Origin of the sequence: Biostraticola tofi, from assembly GCF_004343195.1 — a bacterium.
Classification (GTDB): domain Bacteria; phylum Pseudomonadota; class Gammaproteobacteria; order Enterobacterales; family Enterobacteriaceae; genus Biostraticola; species Biostraticola tofi.
Genome location: NZ_SMCR01000005.1, coordinates 89,968 through 103,649, shown reverse-complemented (window position 1 = coordinate 103,649; position 13,682 = coordinate 89,968). Strand labels below are relative to the sequence as shown.

General features: G+C 54.9%; 12 protein-coding genes and 2 pseudogenes. 7 read left to right on the top strand and 7 right to left on the bottom strand.

The window, feature by feature from the left end; translation table 11 throughout:
• Positions 1-24: 24 nt before the first annotated feature.
• From EDC52_RS12195 to glyQ, 3 genes are all read right to left on the bottom strand, one after another.
• Positions 25-744: a DUF3053 domain-containing protein gene (locus EDC52_RS12195; RefSeq protein ID WP_131865608.1), complete on the bottom strand. Its 720-nt coding sequence runs from the start codon at positions 742-744 to the stop codon at positions 25-27.
• Positions 745-946: 202 nt separating this feature from the next.
• On the bottom strand, positions 947-3,016 hold the full coding sequence (gene glyS, locus EDC52_RS12190) for a glycine--tRNA ligase subunit beta (protein WP_131865607.1): 2,070 nt from the start codon (positions 3,014-3,016) through the stop codon (positions 947-949).
• Between the two features lie 11 nt (positions 3,017-3,027).
• Positions 3,028-3,942 (bottom strand): glycine--tRNA ligase subunit alpha, encoded by a 915-nt coding sequence (glyQ, locus tag EDC52_RS12185; protein ID WP_131865606.1) that lies wholly within the window; start codon positions 3,940-3,942, stop codon positions 3,028-3,030.
• Positions 3,943-4,058: 116 nt separating this feature from the next.
• On the opposite strand from glyQ, the gene EDC52_RS12180 reads away from it, so the two are divergent.
• The 6 genes and pseudogenes from EDC52_RS12180 to EDC52_RS12155 all read left to right on the top strand — a co-directional run bounded on the left by EDC52_RS12180 (position 4,059) and on the right by EDC52_RS12155 (position 9,335).
• Complete coding sequence (locus tag EDC52_RS12180) at positions 4,059-4,496, top strand: N-acetyltransferase (RefSeq protein ID WP_131865605.1); 438 nt, start codon at positions 4,059-4,061, stop codon at positions 4,494-4,496.
• Positions 4,497-4,538: 42 nt separating this feature from the next.
• A pseudogene (locus tag EDC52_RS12175) lies at positions 4,539-5,024 on the top strand (substrate-binding domain-containing protein); the annotation flags it as partial.
• Positions 5,017-5,742, top strand: a pseudogene (locus EDC52_RS12170) (MFS transporter); the annotation flags it as partial. The pseudogenes EDC52_RS12175 and EDC52_RS12170, both read left to right, overlap by 8 nt.
• Positions 5,743-5,829: 87 nt before the next feature.
• Positions 5,830-6,804: a glyoxylate/hydroxypyruvate reductase GhrB gene (gene ghrB, locus EDC52_RS12165; protein ID WP_131865603.1), complete on the top strand. Its 975-nt coding sequence runs from the start codon at positions 5,830-5,832 to the stop codon at positions 6,802-6,804.
• A 235-nt stretch (positions 6,805-7,039) separates the two neighbouring features.
• On the top strand, positions 7,040-8,041 hold the full coding sequence (locus EDC52_RS12160; protein WP_131865602.1) for an AI-2E family transporter: 1,002 nt from the start codon (positions 7,040-7,042) through the stop codon (positions 8,039-8,041).
• A gap of 40 nt (positions 8,042-8,081) precedes the next feature.
• Positions 8,082-9,335 carry a valine--pyruvate transaminase gene (locus EDC52_RS12155; RefSeq protein WP_131865762.1) on the top strand — a complete coding sequence of 418 codons (1,254 nt, stop codon included), beginning with the start codon at positions 8,082-8,084 and terminating at the stop codon, positions 9,333-9,335.
• An 81-nt stretch (positions 9,336-9,416) separates the two neighbouring features.
• Here the strand turns inward: EDC52_RS12155 and ibpB are convergent, their stop codons facing one another.
• Positions 9,417-9,887, bottom strand: a complete 471-nt coding sequence (gene ibpB / locus EDC52_RS12150) for a small heat shock chaperone IbpB (protein ID WP_131865601.1) — start codon at positions 9,885-9,887, stop codon at positions 9,417-9,419.
• Positions 9,888-9,995: 108 nt separating this feature from the next.
• Positions 9,996-10,409 (bottom strand): small heat shock chaperone IbpA, encoded by a 414-nt coding sequence (gene ibpA, locus EDC52_RS12145; protein WP_131865600.1) that lies wholly within the window; start codon positions 10,407-10,409, stop codon positions 9,996-9,998.
• Between the two features lie 337 nt (positions 10,410-10,746).
• On the opposite strand from ibpA, the gene EDC52_RS12140 reads away from it, so the two are divergent.
• Positions 10,747-11,055 carry a YceK/YidQ family lipoprotein gene (locus tag EDC52_RS12140; protein WP_131865599.1) on the top strand — a complete coding sequence of 103 codons (309 nt, stop codon included), beginning with the start codon at positions 10,747-10,749 and terminating at the stop codon, positions 11,053-11,055.
• Positions 11,056-11,080: 25 nt separating this feature from the next.
• Here the strand turns inward: EDC52_RS12140 and EDC52_RS12135 are convergent, their stop codons facing one another.
• Positions 11,081-12,094 carry a LacI family DNA-binding transcriptional regulator gene (locus EDC52_RS12135; RefSeq protein ID WP_131865598.1) on the bottom strand — a complete coding sequence of 338 codons (1,014 nt, stop codon included), beginning with the start codon at positions 12,092-12,094 and terminating at the stop codon, positions 11,081-11,083.
• A 130-nt stretch (positions 12,095-12,224) separates the two neighbouring features.
• The gene (locus EDC52_RS12130) at positions 12,225-13,574 is read right to left on the bottom strand and encodes an MFS transporter (protein WP_131865597.1); all 1,350 of its coding nucleotides are present in this window, start codon (positions 13,572-13,574) and stop codon (positions 12,225-12,227) included.
• Between the last annotated feature and the right edge of the window lie 108 nt (positions 13,575-13,682).

Below are 13,682 nucleotides of genomic sequence, written 5' to 3'. Positions count from 1 at the left end.
ATCAATCGCGCTGCCGCTTTAACATCAGGGCTGGGTGGAAGCGACTGATGACTGAGCCTGCATCAGCTGCTGGTGCTGAGTCTGGATGGCGGACACCAACTCATTATATTGGGTAACCTGCAGTTGCGACCCCAGCTGCACCGTATCGGTTTTATAGCTGACCTGGGTACCCTGCATAGTAAGGAAATCGCCGAGTTGGACAAGCGTTTGCGTCAGGGCTGACGCACTGCTGATGACCGGCCCCAGCTGCTGTGACGATTGAGTGACCACCCGACGGTAAGCCTTCTCATAGATCGGTTTGAGATCGTCGGGCTGTTTAAGCGCCGCCCGTGCATCATCGGCCCGTTTGCGAGCGCCGTCAATTTGCGGGCCCAGGAGGTTCAGTGCGCCTGCCGCCTGCTGCAGACGGGTACGGTGCGTCAGGTAATCCTGCGGGACACGAATCTGGCCGATCTCGTCCAATACCGGTACCAGACTGTCGCTGACGGCCTTGGCGAACTGGGTCGAGTAAGTCTGGAGGATCTGATAGTCCGCGACGTACGGGCCGAATTGCGTTTTCTGGTCATCGCTGAGCGCCGGCAATCGCTCGGGGCCGGCGATAACCGAAGTCTGCAGGAACTGGATAAAGGCCTGGCGCTGTTCGGGTTCTTTGTCCCCACAGCCAGCCAGCTGAGCCATGATAAAAAGCATCACCGGAATGACTAACCAATGGCGGTATTCACCGACTCTTTCCCTCAATGTCATGAACCATTACTCCTGTAAAAAAATAGGTATTCCGCTGGTTTGAATCTGCTTGCGCCCTCCTTTGCTCATTAAGAATAGCCGAGTTTTCAGGCAATAAAAAATTCCCACGCTCCCTTTGGGGAGATTGCCGCAAATAGGCACTGGCGCGCCGGATGGGAAGGGGATGATGGACGCCGAGGCTACCGCCCCGGCGGGGAGAGGCTTATTGCAGCAGGGAAATATCCGCTACCTGCAAGAACAGTTTTCGCAGTTGATCAAGCAAGGTCAAGCGGTTGATACGCACCGCGTCATCTTCCGCCATCACCATTACCTGCTCGAAAAACGCATCCACCGGCTCACGCAGCGTGGCCAGTTCAACCAACGCATCCTGATAACGGCCTTCGGCAAACAGCGGCTTCAGCTTGTCCTGCAGCACCACCAGATGAGTCGCCAGCTGGATTTCAGCCGGTTCCTTCAGCGCTGCGGCCTGTACCTGTTCATTCAGGGTGTCGACAGACTTGGCCAGGATATTGGATACCCGCTTGTTGGCCGCCGCCAGCGATGCCGCTTCCGGCAAGGTGCGGAAATAGCTTACCGCCCTGACGCGGGCGTCGAAATCAGCCGGACGAGTGGGACGACGCGCCAGCACCGCCTGAATGGTGTCAACGCTGTGCCCCTCTTCCTGATACCAGGCGCGGAAACGGCCAAGCATGAATTCAATCACATCATCAACCACCGCCGGGTTGGTCAGCTTGTCGCCGTACAGGCGCACCGCTTCGCCGGCCAGGGTGTTCAAGTCCAGCGGCAGACGCATTTCAACGATGATGCGCAGTACGCCAAGGGCGGCACGACGCAGGGCAAACGGGTCTTTATCGCCTTTCGGATGCTGGCCAATGCCGAAGATACCGGCCAGGGTGTCCATTTTATCGGCAATCGCCACCGCACAGGCGATAGGCCCGGAGGGCAGCGCATCCCCGGCAAAGCGGGGCTGGTACTGCTCTTTAAGCGCAACGGCCACCTCTTCAGGCTCGCCGTCGTGACGGGCATAATGCATGCCCATCACCCCTTGGGTATCGGTGAACTCAAACACCATGTTGGTCATCAGGTCGCATTTGGACAGCAGCCCGGCACGGCTGGCGAGGCCCACATCGGCACCGATCTGGCCGGCAATCCAACCCGACAGTGATTCAATCCGATCACTCTTGTCGCGTAAGCTGCCCAGTTGCTTCTGGAACAGAACCGTAGCCAGCCGCGGCAGGTTGTCTTCCAGGCGCTTCTTGCGGTCGGTATTGAAGAAAAACTCGGCATCGGCCAGGCGCGGACGCACCACTTTTTCATTACCGGAAATAATCTGCTGCGGATCTTTTGACTCGATATTGCTGACAAAAATAAAGTGCGGCAGCAGGTTTCCCTGGGCGTCATAGACCGGAAAATACTTTTGGTCGCCCTTCATGGTGTAAACCAGCGCCTCGGCCGGCACCGCCAGGAATTTCTCTTCAAAGCGCGCCGTCAGCACTACCGGCCATTCCACCAGCGAGGTCACTTCTTCCAGCAGGCTTTCAGACAGTTCGGCGATGCCGCCGATACGCGCCGCCGCCGCTTCGGCATCCCGGCGGATAACCGCCTTGCGCTGTTCATAATCGGCCATGACCTTGCCGCGGGTCAGCAGAATCTCGGGATACTGGTCCGCATGGTCAATGCTGAACTCCGGTTCGCCCATAAAGCGATGGCCGCGCAGTATGCGGCCGCTGTCGATACCGAGCACCGTACCGGCGATAAGCTCATCATCCAGCAGCAGGGTTACGGTATGAACCGGTCTGATGAACTGGGTATCGCTGTCGCCCCAGCGCATCATTTTCGGCACCGGCAGTTTGGCGAGCGCCGTGCTGACCATTGAGCACAGCAGTTCCTGCACCGGCCGACCCTGTACCAGGCCACGATAAACCAGCCACTCGCCTTTATCGGTCGCGAGGCGTTCGGCCTGGTCGACGGTGATACCGCAGCCGCGCGCCCAGCCTTCAGCCGCTTTGGTCGGGTTACCCTCGCCATCAAACGCCTGGGCGATGGCCGGACCGCGTTTTTCAATTTCGCGCGTGGCCTGCGCCGCGCTAAGGCCAGCCACTTTTAGCGCCAGCCGGCGGGGCGAGGCAAACCAGCTTATCTCGCCGTGACCCAGGTTGGCGTTATCCAGTTCAGCGCCGAATTGAGCGGCAAAAGACTGCGCCAGATTGCGAAGAGCCTTCGGCGGCAGCTCTTCGGTGCCGATTTCCACCAGGAAAGTATGTTGCGTCATGGCGTAGCCTCTTAATTCTTGTTCTTTTTGCACATCGGGAAACCCAGGGCCTCGCGTGAAGCGTAATAGGCTTCGGCAACCGCCTTGGTCAGCGTGCGGATACGCAGGATATAGCGCTGCCGCTCGGTGACCGATATGGCTTTGCGCGCATCAAGCAGGTTGAAGCTGTGCGCCGCCTTCAAAATCCGCTCATAGGCCGGCAGCGGCAAGGGATTATCCAGCGCCAGCAGCATCTGCGCTTCTTTCTCATACTGTTCAAAGCAGGTAAACAGGAAATCCACGTCGGCGTATTCAAAGTTATAGGTGGACTGCTCCACTTCATTCTGATGAAAAACATCGCCGTAGGTGGTTCGGCCCAGCGGCCCGTCGCTCCAGACCAGGTCATAGACGCTGTCTACACCCTGCAGGTACATCGCCAGGCGTTCAAGGCCATAGGTTATCTCACCGGTTACCGGACGGCATTCCAGTCCGCCGACCTGCTGGAAATAGGTGAACTGGGTCACTTCCATGCCGTTCAGCCACACTTCCCAGCCGAGTCCCCAGGCGCCGAGCGTCGGGTTTTCCCAATTATCTTCGACAAAGCGAATATCGTTTACCAGCGGATCAAGCCCGACTTCCTTTAGCGAGCCGAGATATAATTCCTGGATATTATCCGGTGACGGCTTGATGATGACCTGGAATTGGTAATAGTGCTGCAGGCGGTTCGGGTTTTCACCATACCGGCCGTCGGTAGGACGGCGGGATGGCTGCACATAGGCGGCGGCGATTGGCTCAGGCCCGAGGGCGCGCAGGCAGGTCATCGGATGGGAGGTACCGGCGCCGACTTCCATATCCAGAGGTTGGACGATGGTACAGCCCTGACGCGCCCAGTAATCCTGCAGCGTCAGTATCAGGCCCTGAAAGGTCTTTGGATCAAACTTTTGCATGTTGAATTCGCACGCGATACAAGTGGGTTTATTGAGAATGCGTCAGTATACCCTCTGGCGGTAAGATATACAGCCCGAATGCGGCAACGAATGTGGAAACAAAGGAGTTTACGCCGATGATACGGCCATTGCGGCATGACGATACCGAGGCAGTGACCGCCCTGTGGCTGTTAAGCACCACGCTGGCACACCCTTTTATCTCGCCCGCCTACTGGCAAGAAAGCCTGCCGATGCTGCGGGATGACTGCCTGCCCCAGTCCTGGAGCCGGACAGATGAACAGCATGGCGTGCTGACGGGTTTCATCTGCGTTAGCCGTGAAAGTTATATCAGTGCGCTTTTTATCTCGCCGCTTTATCATCGCCAGGGCATAGGCAATCGTTTGATGGCGCACGCCAAGCGGCAGTTCCCCATGCTGATGCTGGAGGTTTATCAACTGAATCGGGCCGCCCGGCGTTTTTACCGGCGCGAGGGTTTCAGGCTGATTGGACGATACCGGAATGAGGAAACCGGCCATCTGGTATTGATACTCCAGTGGCGACAACGGCCGGCATAACAACCCGCCATGACAAGAGGAACAGCCATGAGCCGCCCCAAAAGATCCTTTGCGCCGGGACGCGCCACCATCAATGCGGTCGGCATGCGGGAAGAAGCGCTCAGCCTGCTGCAGGGTTCATCGCTGCCGATGGTGCTTATCGATCGTAAAATTTCTGATTTCGCCTGCGATGTGGTGGGGCTGGACAATAGGCAGGCCGCCACCCGCGCCACCGGGCATCTGATTGACCAGGGATTCGAGGCGATATTATTTCTCAGCGAACCGCTGACAACGGTAAATACCCGGATCGAGCGGCTGCAGGCGTTTCGCGCCTGTATGGCCGACCAACCGCATCTGCTGGCGGAAGAAGCGGAGGCGCTATTGAATGACGGTGACGGGCTCTCGGCCCTGCTGGACGATTGTCATCGTCGCCACCGGGGAATGCGTAAAGCTATCCTCAGCGCCAATGGCGCGCTGACGCTGCAGGTGGCGCGCGCCCTGCGCAGGTTGGGCCTGCACTGGGGCAGCGACATCGGCCTGCTGGGCTTTCTGCTGGTGGATGTGGGTCAGCGACAAACCGTCTCAGGCCAGTTGGCTGTCCGATGACGAAAAACAGGCGATTGAAACGCAGCTGGCCAAAGAACAGCAGCACATCAAACCGGTACTGAATTATGCCGAGGCCTTTCGCTCGCGCAATGTGATAATCCTTTGCATCCAGTATTTCGCCTGGAGCATTGGCGTTTATGGCTTTGTGCTGTGGCTGCCGTCGATTTTGCGCAACGGGATGGAAATGGGCATGGTCGAAGCCGGCTGGCTCTCCTCGGTACCTTATCTGGCGGCCACTATCGCCATGATCCTGGTATCCTGGGCATCTGACAAACTGCAGAACCGCAAGATTTTCGTCTGGCCGCTGCTGCTGGTCGGGGCGCTGGCTTTTCTGGGTTCCTGGCTGCTGGGTGCCGATCACTTCTGGGCATCCTATGCCCTGCTGGTGATTGCCGGCGCCGCCATGTATGCCCCCTACGGCCCCTTTTTCGCCATTATCCCGGAAATGCTGCCGCGCAATGTGGCTGGCGGCGCCATGGCGCTGATTAACAGCATGGGAGCGCTGGGGTCGTTTGTCGGCTCATGGTTTGTCGGTTATCTCAACGGCGCCACCGGATCCCCCGCAGCATCTTACATGTTTATGGCCATCGCCCTGCTGGGAGCGGTTTGGCTGACGCTTATCGTCAAGCCGGCCGCCGCTGACCAATCGATAACCGGATGATGAGTCAATACACAGGCTTTCACTCAGCGACAAAGCTGTTATGCTGTTAATAATATGATTAATTAAAACAGACTGAAGGAAAAACCGATGAAACCTGCTGTCATTTTATATAAATCGTTGCCAGAGGATTTGCTGGCCAGACTGAATGAACATTTCGACGTCACTGAGGTGGAAAGCCTGGATGCCGGCGTGCGTGAAAAGCATCCTGAACTGTTCAGCAAAGCCGTAGGTATCATCGGTTCCGGTGGCAAAATTGATAATGACTTCCTCGACAGTGTCCCTTCGCTTAAAGTGGCATCAACCATTTCAGCGGGCTATGATCAGTTTGATGTAGACCAACTGAACGCCCGCAATATCATCCTGATGCATACGCCGACAGTATTAACCGAAACGGTAGCCGATACGCTGATGGCCCTGATTCTGGCCTCCGCCAGGCGCATTGTGGAATCGGCGGAACGGGTCAAAGCCGGTGAATGGCGCGAAAGCATTACCCCAGACTGGTTTGGCGTCGATGTGCACCATAAAACACTGGGCATCGTTGGCATGGGCCGTATCGGTATGGCACTGGCGAAGCGCGCTCACGCCGGTTTTGGTATGAACATCCTTTATAATGCCCGTAAACAACACGCCGAGGCTGACAAACAGTACGACGCCCAATACCGGGACCTGGACAGCCTGCTGGCAGAGTCCGATTTTGTCTGTCTGGTATTGCCGCTAACCGATGAAACCTACCACATCATCGGCCGCGAACAGCTGGCAAAAATGAAATCAAGCGCTATCCTCATCAATGGCGGGCGAGGTTCCATTATTGACGAACCGGCGCTGATTGAAGCCCTCGAAAACCAGACCATTCTTGGCGCCGGTCTGGATGTATTCGAGCAAGAGCCGCTGCCGGTCGATTCTCCGCTGCTGCGCCTGACTAACGCAGTGGCCTTACCGCATATCGGTTCTGCCACCGCTGAAAATCGCTACAACATGATGGCCGACGGTGTGAATAACCTTATCACCGCCTTAACCGGACGGATTGAGAAGAACTGCGTTAACCCGCAGCTTATCAAGTAATATTCTGCCTGCTCACCGGATGCCGGCGCGTAACCGCCGCCGGCAACCCCGCCTGCGACCCCGCCGACGGATCTGTGCGCCCGTTCAGGTCCCACTTTGTTATAGCCTGCAAGCCCTTGTCTATTTACTGCCCGTCACCTGGAGCGGATAATACCTCAGGTATTGATCATCGGGTCATAAGCCCAGCCAAGGGCAGCAATGCCACGGAACCACTGCATTACGGAAGGAAGTAGGAATGAGTGTCAGCAGACCCCAGATTAAAGCGGTCACCTTTGCGCTGATGGCGCTGTTCATCGCTATCATTATCCCCCTGCATTTGTTTCCCTGTTTTATCGCAGGCTTCATGGCCTACGAACTCATCTATGCCATGACTCCCTGGTTCGAACGCCACATCGGCAGCGGGCGCGGGCGCTGGGTGGTTGTAACGCTGATAGCCACCTTTGTGGTGGTCGGCCTGACGCTGCTTATCGTCAGCCTGTTCAGCTATCTGACTTCCGATATTCAAAAGGGCATTGATCTGACGGCAGAAACCAACCGTATCTTTACCGACTTACAGAGCCGTATTCCCGATGTGTTCCCAGCTTTCTTGCCTGAAAGCGCCGAAGAACTGAAAAATCAAGTGTTCGCCCTGGTGCAATCCAACCTGATAACCATCCGTAATATGGGCAGATCGTTCCTTCACGGGCTGGTAACCATCCTGATTGGGCTTATCATCGGCGCGATCATTTCGCTACACAAGCCGTCGGGAAAAACCACTTATTTCCGCCAGGAACTGATGGCCCGGGTGGAAAACCTGTCCACATCATTTCGTAACATCGTGTTTGCCCAGATCAAGATTTCATCAGTCAATACTGCCCTGACGGCTATCATGATCCTGGTGATTTTCCCGTTGATGAACATCCATTTACCCCTGGCCAAAACACTGATTGTCGCCACCTTTATTCTCGGGCTGCTACCTATTATCGGTAATCTGATTTCCAATTTCCTGATCGTCATTTCCGCCTTGTCGGTTTCTCTGCCGATAGGCGGCGTGATGCTGGTGTATCTGGTGCTGATTCATAAACTGGAGTACTTCCTGAATGCTGAAATTGTCGGCAGCCGTATCCAGGCCAAATCCTGGGAGCTGTTGCTGGCGATGTTGATTTTCGAAGCTGCATTCGGCCTGGAAGGCATCATCGCCGCGCCTATCTACTACGCTTATCTGAAAACAGAATTACGCGGTCTGGGGATGATTTAATCCCGCCTTAATTCACCTGACATAGCTTGCATTGAACATGATGAAATTATCGCTGTTTGGTCAAAAATTTACCCGCCACTCCGGTATCTCTCAGCTTATGGAGGATATGAATGACGGATTGCGCTCTGCTGGATCCATTATGCTTGGCGGCGGAAATCCGGCGCGCATCCCGGCAATGGAGGCTTATTTCTCCGAGCTGTGCCGGGAGATGAGCGCTGAAGGCACCCTGAGCGAGGCCCTTTGCAACTATGACGGCCCTCAGGGCAAAGACACCCTGCTCAACGCGCTGGCGGCGCTGCTGCGTAAAGAGTTCAACTGGCCCATCACCGCCGCTAACATTGCCCTGACGAACGGCAGCCAGAGCGCTTTCTTTTATCTGTTCAACCTGTTTGCCGGCAGAAACCAGGATGGCGGCATGCGGCGAGTGCTGTTTCCACTGGCGCCGGAGTATCTTGGCTATGGTGACGCCGGCCTTGAAGAAGCGATGTTCGTCTCGGCCAAGCCGACGATTGAACTGCTGCCGGAAGGACAATTCAAATACCACGTGGACTTCGATAATCTGCGGGTTGGCGATGACATTGGTCTTATCTGCGTATCCCGTCCGACCAATCCGACCGGCAATGTGATTACCGATGATGAGCTTATTCGGCTGGATACCCTGGCGCGTCAGCATGATATCCCATTGCTGATAGACAATGCCTATGGCCTGCCGTTCCCGGGCATTATGTTTACCGAGGCCAGACCGCTTTGGAATCCGAATATTATTCTGGCCATGAGCCTGTCCAAATTAGGCCTGCCTGGCGTGCGCTGCGGCATTGTGGTTGCCAATGAAGCGGTTATTTCGGCCATCCGTAATATGAATGGCATCATCAGCCTGGCGCCGGGCAGCCTGGGTCCCGCCATGGCTAACCGGCTGATTGAAAAAGATGATCTGATACGGCTGTCAAATGATGTGGTAAAACCTTTCTACCAACAACGACTGGCCGAAACCCTGACCATCCTGCGCCGCTATCTGCCGCCGGAGCGTTGCCTTATCCATAAACCTGAAGGGGCGATTTTCCTCTGGCTCTGGTTCCCTGAACTGCCGATATCCACTGAAGCGCTTTATCAGCGGCTTAAGCAGCGGGGCGTGTTGATGGTACCCGGGCATTACTTCTTTCCGGGCCTGGAGCAGGATTGGCGGCATACCCGTCAGTGTATGCGGATGAATTATGTGCCTGAGGCTGAGCAAATAGAGCGGGGTATCGCCATTTTGGCACAGGAAATTGAGCGGGCCCACCGGGAAACGGTTTAAAGCCCGCACTGATGTACTGCACCCCACACGTTGGACAATCAGCGCGTAAAGGTGCAGTCCATAGAGGCGGTTTTCTACGTTTTACTGCTGGTCAGAACCGGCCTGCGAGTCTGCAGAGGCACTCAGCGCCAGCTGCTCGGTCTGAGAGCCGATGGCGATGCTGCGCGGCTGCTGAGACTCCGGAATATGGCGTTCAAGATCGATATGCAGCAGTCCGTTAATGAATTCAGCCTGTGACACCGACATGTGCTCAGCCAGGGTGAAACTCAGAGAGAACTCCTTACATACCAGGCCTTGATGCAGGTATTCAACCTGGCGCTCCGCGGCTTCAGGCTTACCGGTAATCGTCAGACGCGGCCCTTCGACCTCAATATTCAGCCCTTGCTGTTTGAAGCCGGCCAAGGCAAGGGTAATGCGATAATGGTTATCGTCGCTTTTTTCAATATTATAGGGAGGGAAGCTTAACGACTCCTGATTACCCTGCATAGAGCTTGCCAGTTTATCAAAGCCGATCCACTGACGAAGTAATGGAGAAAGATCATAATTACGCATATTAGTAACTCCTTCTTTGAAGCGAGATAATAATCACCACCTGATATTCAGGCAGCGTTCGCCCCCGGTTAAGGCGGGCAATTCAGCCGTGAGGGCTCACGACACGGTTTATTTGATTTCGATACGACGAGGCTTGAGCGTTTCTGGAATAACACGTTCCAAATCAATATAAAGCAGCCCGTTTTCGAGATTCGCGCCTTTTATTTGAATATGTTCTGCTAATTGAAACTTGCGCTCGAAATTACGCTCGGCAATCCCCTGATATAAATAATTGCGCTCTGTGCCTTCGCTGGCATGGGCACCCTTGACCGTCAGCAGATTGTCGTGAGCGGTAATATCAAGTTCACTTTCGGCAAAACCGGCGACAGCAATAGCAATGCGGTACTGGTTCTCATTCACCAATTCAACATTGTAAGGAGGATAACCACCATTGCCCTGGCTTTGTCCGGATTCCAATAAATTCACCAGACGATCAAAGCCAATGGCTGAGCGGTAAAGAGGAGAAAAATCAACGTTACGCATAATAAAAAGCCTCCAGAATTCAGCGAGGTAAATAATAACCCTCCGGTTGGACGGGTCAGTGGCCTAATACCCTTTCGGCATATCTGTTTATCGGCCATGCAATAAAGATGGTGACGCCTGTCAGTTTTTCAAGTAAGAATAAGAAAAAAATATCGTCTTAATCTTAAAAGAATCTAGCAGAGTTGCACTTATCAATTACACTCTGAAAAGCACTTTATCATGGGTTGTCGGCATGCGTTAACCTGCAAAGGGATAGTTATTGCTCTATACCGGCCGCCAGGCTTGCAGGAAGCAGAGTTATTTGATATGAAGAAATCTCAAGGGACGTGATAAATCTATGTTTAAAAACTCATTGTTTTTCCTTGCCGCCGCATTTGCTTTGCTAGGAGGCTCAGGCTGTTCAAGCATCATGACGCATACCGGCAACCATCAGGGCTATTATCCCGGTACCCGGGCGGCAATGGATATGCTGCGGGACGATGAAACGCCGTGGAACATGATACCGCTGGCTTCGATTGATTTGCCGTTTTCGGCGGTGCTTGACACCCTCCTGCTGCCCTATGACTACTACCACCAGGACAGCGACGCCACCGCTAACCGCGATCGCTTGCTGCACCAGGAAACCAGCCACTACGCCGATCGTTAGCACCGCCCATCGTTGAACCGACTGTTCAGCCCGATACCGAGGCCTTTCTGCGCCGCTCAATGAGCGTCATCGGTATGACATGCCTGATAGGGCCTTTTTCTCCATTGATTAGGCGCTGCATAGCATCGACGGCATGCTCAGCCCAGGCATCCTCATTCTGACGCACCGACCAGATATTGTTCGACAGGAAACCCAGCATCGGGTGCTCGTCGAAGGTGCCAATATTGATTTCGGGTGAAATCACACCCCATTTTTCGCGCAGAACGCTGAGCGCGCCTTCCAGCACCGGCAGGGATGATGCAATAAACGCTCCGGGAAAGCTGCCTCTTTCTTCAATGAAGCGGCGCATCATCAGATCGCCATCTTCCCGACTGTTATAGGTCCCTGTGACGACCCATTCTGGATGCACCAGACCGTGACGTTCCATCACCCGCTTGTGGCCAATGAGGCGCTGGTGAATAGTAGGCTGATTGATATCGCCCGCCAGGAAGAAAATCGGCGGCACCGCCTGTTGCAGCATCGCTTCGGTTAACCGTTCGCTCCCGTGCACGTTGTCACTGAGCACCAGCGACACCTCTGGTGTGGCAAAATCGCGATCCAGCAGAATAACCGGACGCGTGCTTGTTTTGAGATGATGCTGCTGGTTTCCCAGCGATGCCGGTACGACAAATAGGCCGTCCACATTGCGATGAATCAGCGCATCGACCAGTTGATTCTCATAAGGAGAATCGTTGTAGTAGCAACTTATCATCAGCTGGTAGCCCGCCTCGCGACAACGGATCTCCAGCTTTTCGGCCAAGGTGGCGAAAAAAATATTGGAAAGGCGAGGTATGATCAGTCCCAAGGTATCGGTTTTATTCAATTTGAGACTGCGGGCAGTATGATTGATGCTGTAACCGAACTCGTCAACATAACTGGCAATACGCTGCTGGGTTTTAGCGCTGATACGATATTGCGCTGCTTTGCCACTGAGTACCAGACGGACGGTTGTCACAGAGAGCCCCAGTGCCGTGGCTATCTGCTCGACGGTTTTCGCCATATTTCGCTAATCTCTGTCATGCCGTGTTTGAACATAAGAATGACAGTATAGCGAACTAGCTAACTCGAATCAGCCGATAAATAGGCACCGTCCCTCAAGGACTGACGGCGCCTATCTCAGCAAGGCCGGATTAATCGACCTCCTGGGTTAAATCGCGGCGTGAGGTTTCCGGGGCGCGCCAGGCGGCAAAGGCGGCTACCAGAGCGGCAACCGCCACATAGGCCGCGACATAGGTCCAATCATCATGATTTATGGCCGTCAGCCCTTTGGCAACAAAAGGCGTAAATCCACCGGCGACAATGGCGCCCAACTGCGCACCGATTGACGCCCCGCTGTAGCGAACTTTGGGCCCGAACAATTCGGTAAAGAACGACGGCTGAACAGCGTTAATCGAATTATGGGCGATGTTTATCAGCAGGATATAGCCTAATACCATTAAGCCAAATGAGCCGCTCTCCAATAGCCAGAAGAAAGGAAATGCCATGGCCGCGGCGCACAGCGCGCCAAAAATGTAAACCGGCCGACGGCCCACTTTATCGGATAAGGCACCAAACAGCGCATGCATCGGGAAAGCCAGTACACAGGTAGCCATCACCACATTGAGCATGGTCTGTTTTTCCACGCCGAGCTGGGTAGTGGCATAGGAAACCGCAAATACCGTTGCCATAAAGAAAGGGACGCTTTCCGCAAACCTCAGCACCATGATAAGCAGAATGCTGCGCCATTGATGACGCAACACCTGGACCACCGGGCTGCTGGTTTTCCCTTGGGCCACGGAGGGATTTTGCTGTTCTCGCTGCTGAATTTCCTTGAAGACCGGCGTTTCCTCCAGGCGGCGGCGCATATAAAGCCCTACCAGCACCAGCACAAAGCTCAGCATAAATGGAATACGCCAGCCCCAGGAGAGCAACTGATCTTCCGGCAACAGCGTCACCAGAGCGAAAATACCGGTCGCCAGCAGCTGACCGGAAAAACCGCCGGTCTGCGGAATAGCGCCCAGCACGCCGCGGCGGTTGGCCGGAGCGCTTTCCACCACCATCAGCATTGCCCCGCCCCACTCGCCGCCCACCAGAAACCCCTGAACGAAGCGCAGGATAACCAGCAGGATTGGCGCCCAGACGCCGATATGGTCCCAGGTAGGCAAGCAACCTATCAGAAAGGTTGCCACCCCCATGCCGCCCAACGTTATCATCAGCGTGATTTTCCGTCCCAGGGTATCGCCCATATGGCCAAAGAAAATCCCGCCCAGGGGGCGAGCAATAAATCCCACACCAAAAGTCGCAAACGACGCCAGCATCGCCGCCAGCGGACTGATGGTCGGGAAAAAGATCTTACCGAACACCAGTGCGCTGGCCAGACCATACAGCAGAAAATCGTAAAATTCGATGGTGTTGCCAATCCAACTGGAAATCACCACTCTGCGGATATTGGATCTGTCCAGCGGCTTGGCCTTGCTGGATAATTCAAGAGAGATAGACATGATGTTCCTCATTTTATTATCTGTCATACCGCGGTTGGTCATGCCGCAGTGCTGTGATGCCGCAAAGCGGTATCAGGGATGTAGGGCACAGAATAGGTCTCAGGACTC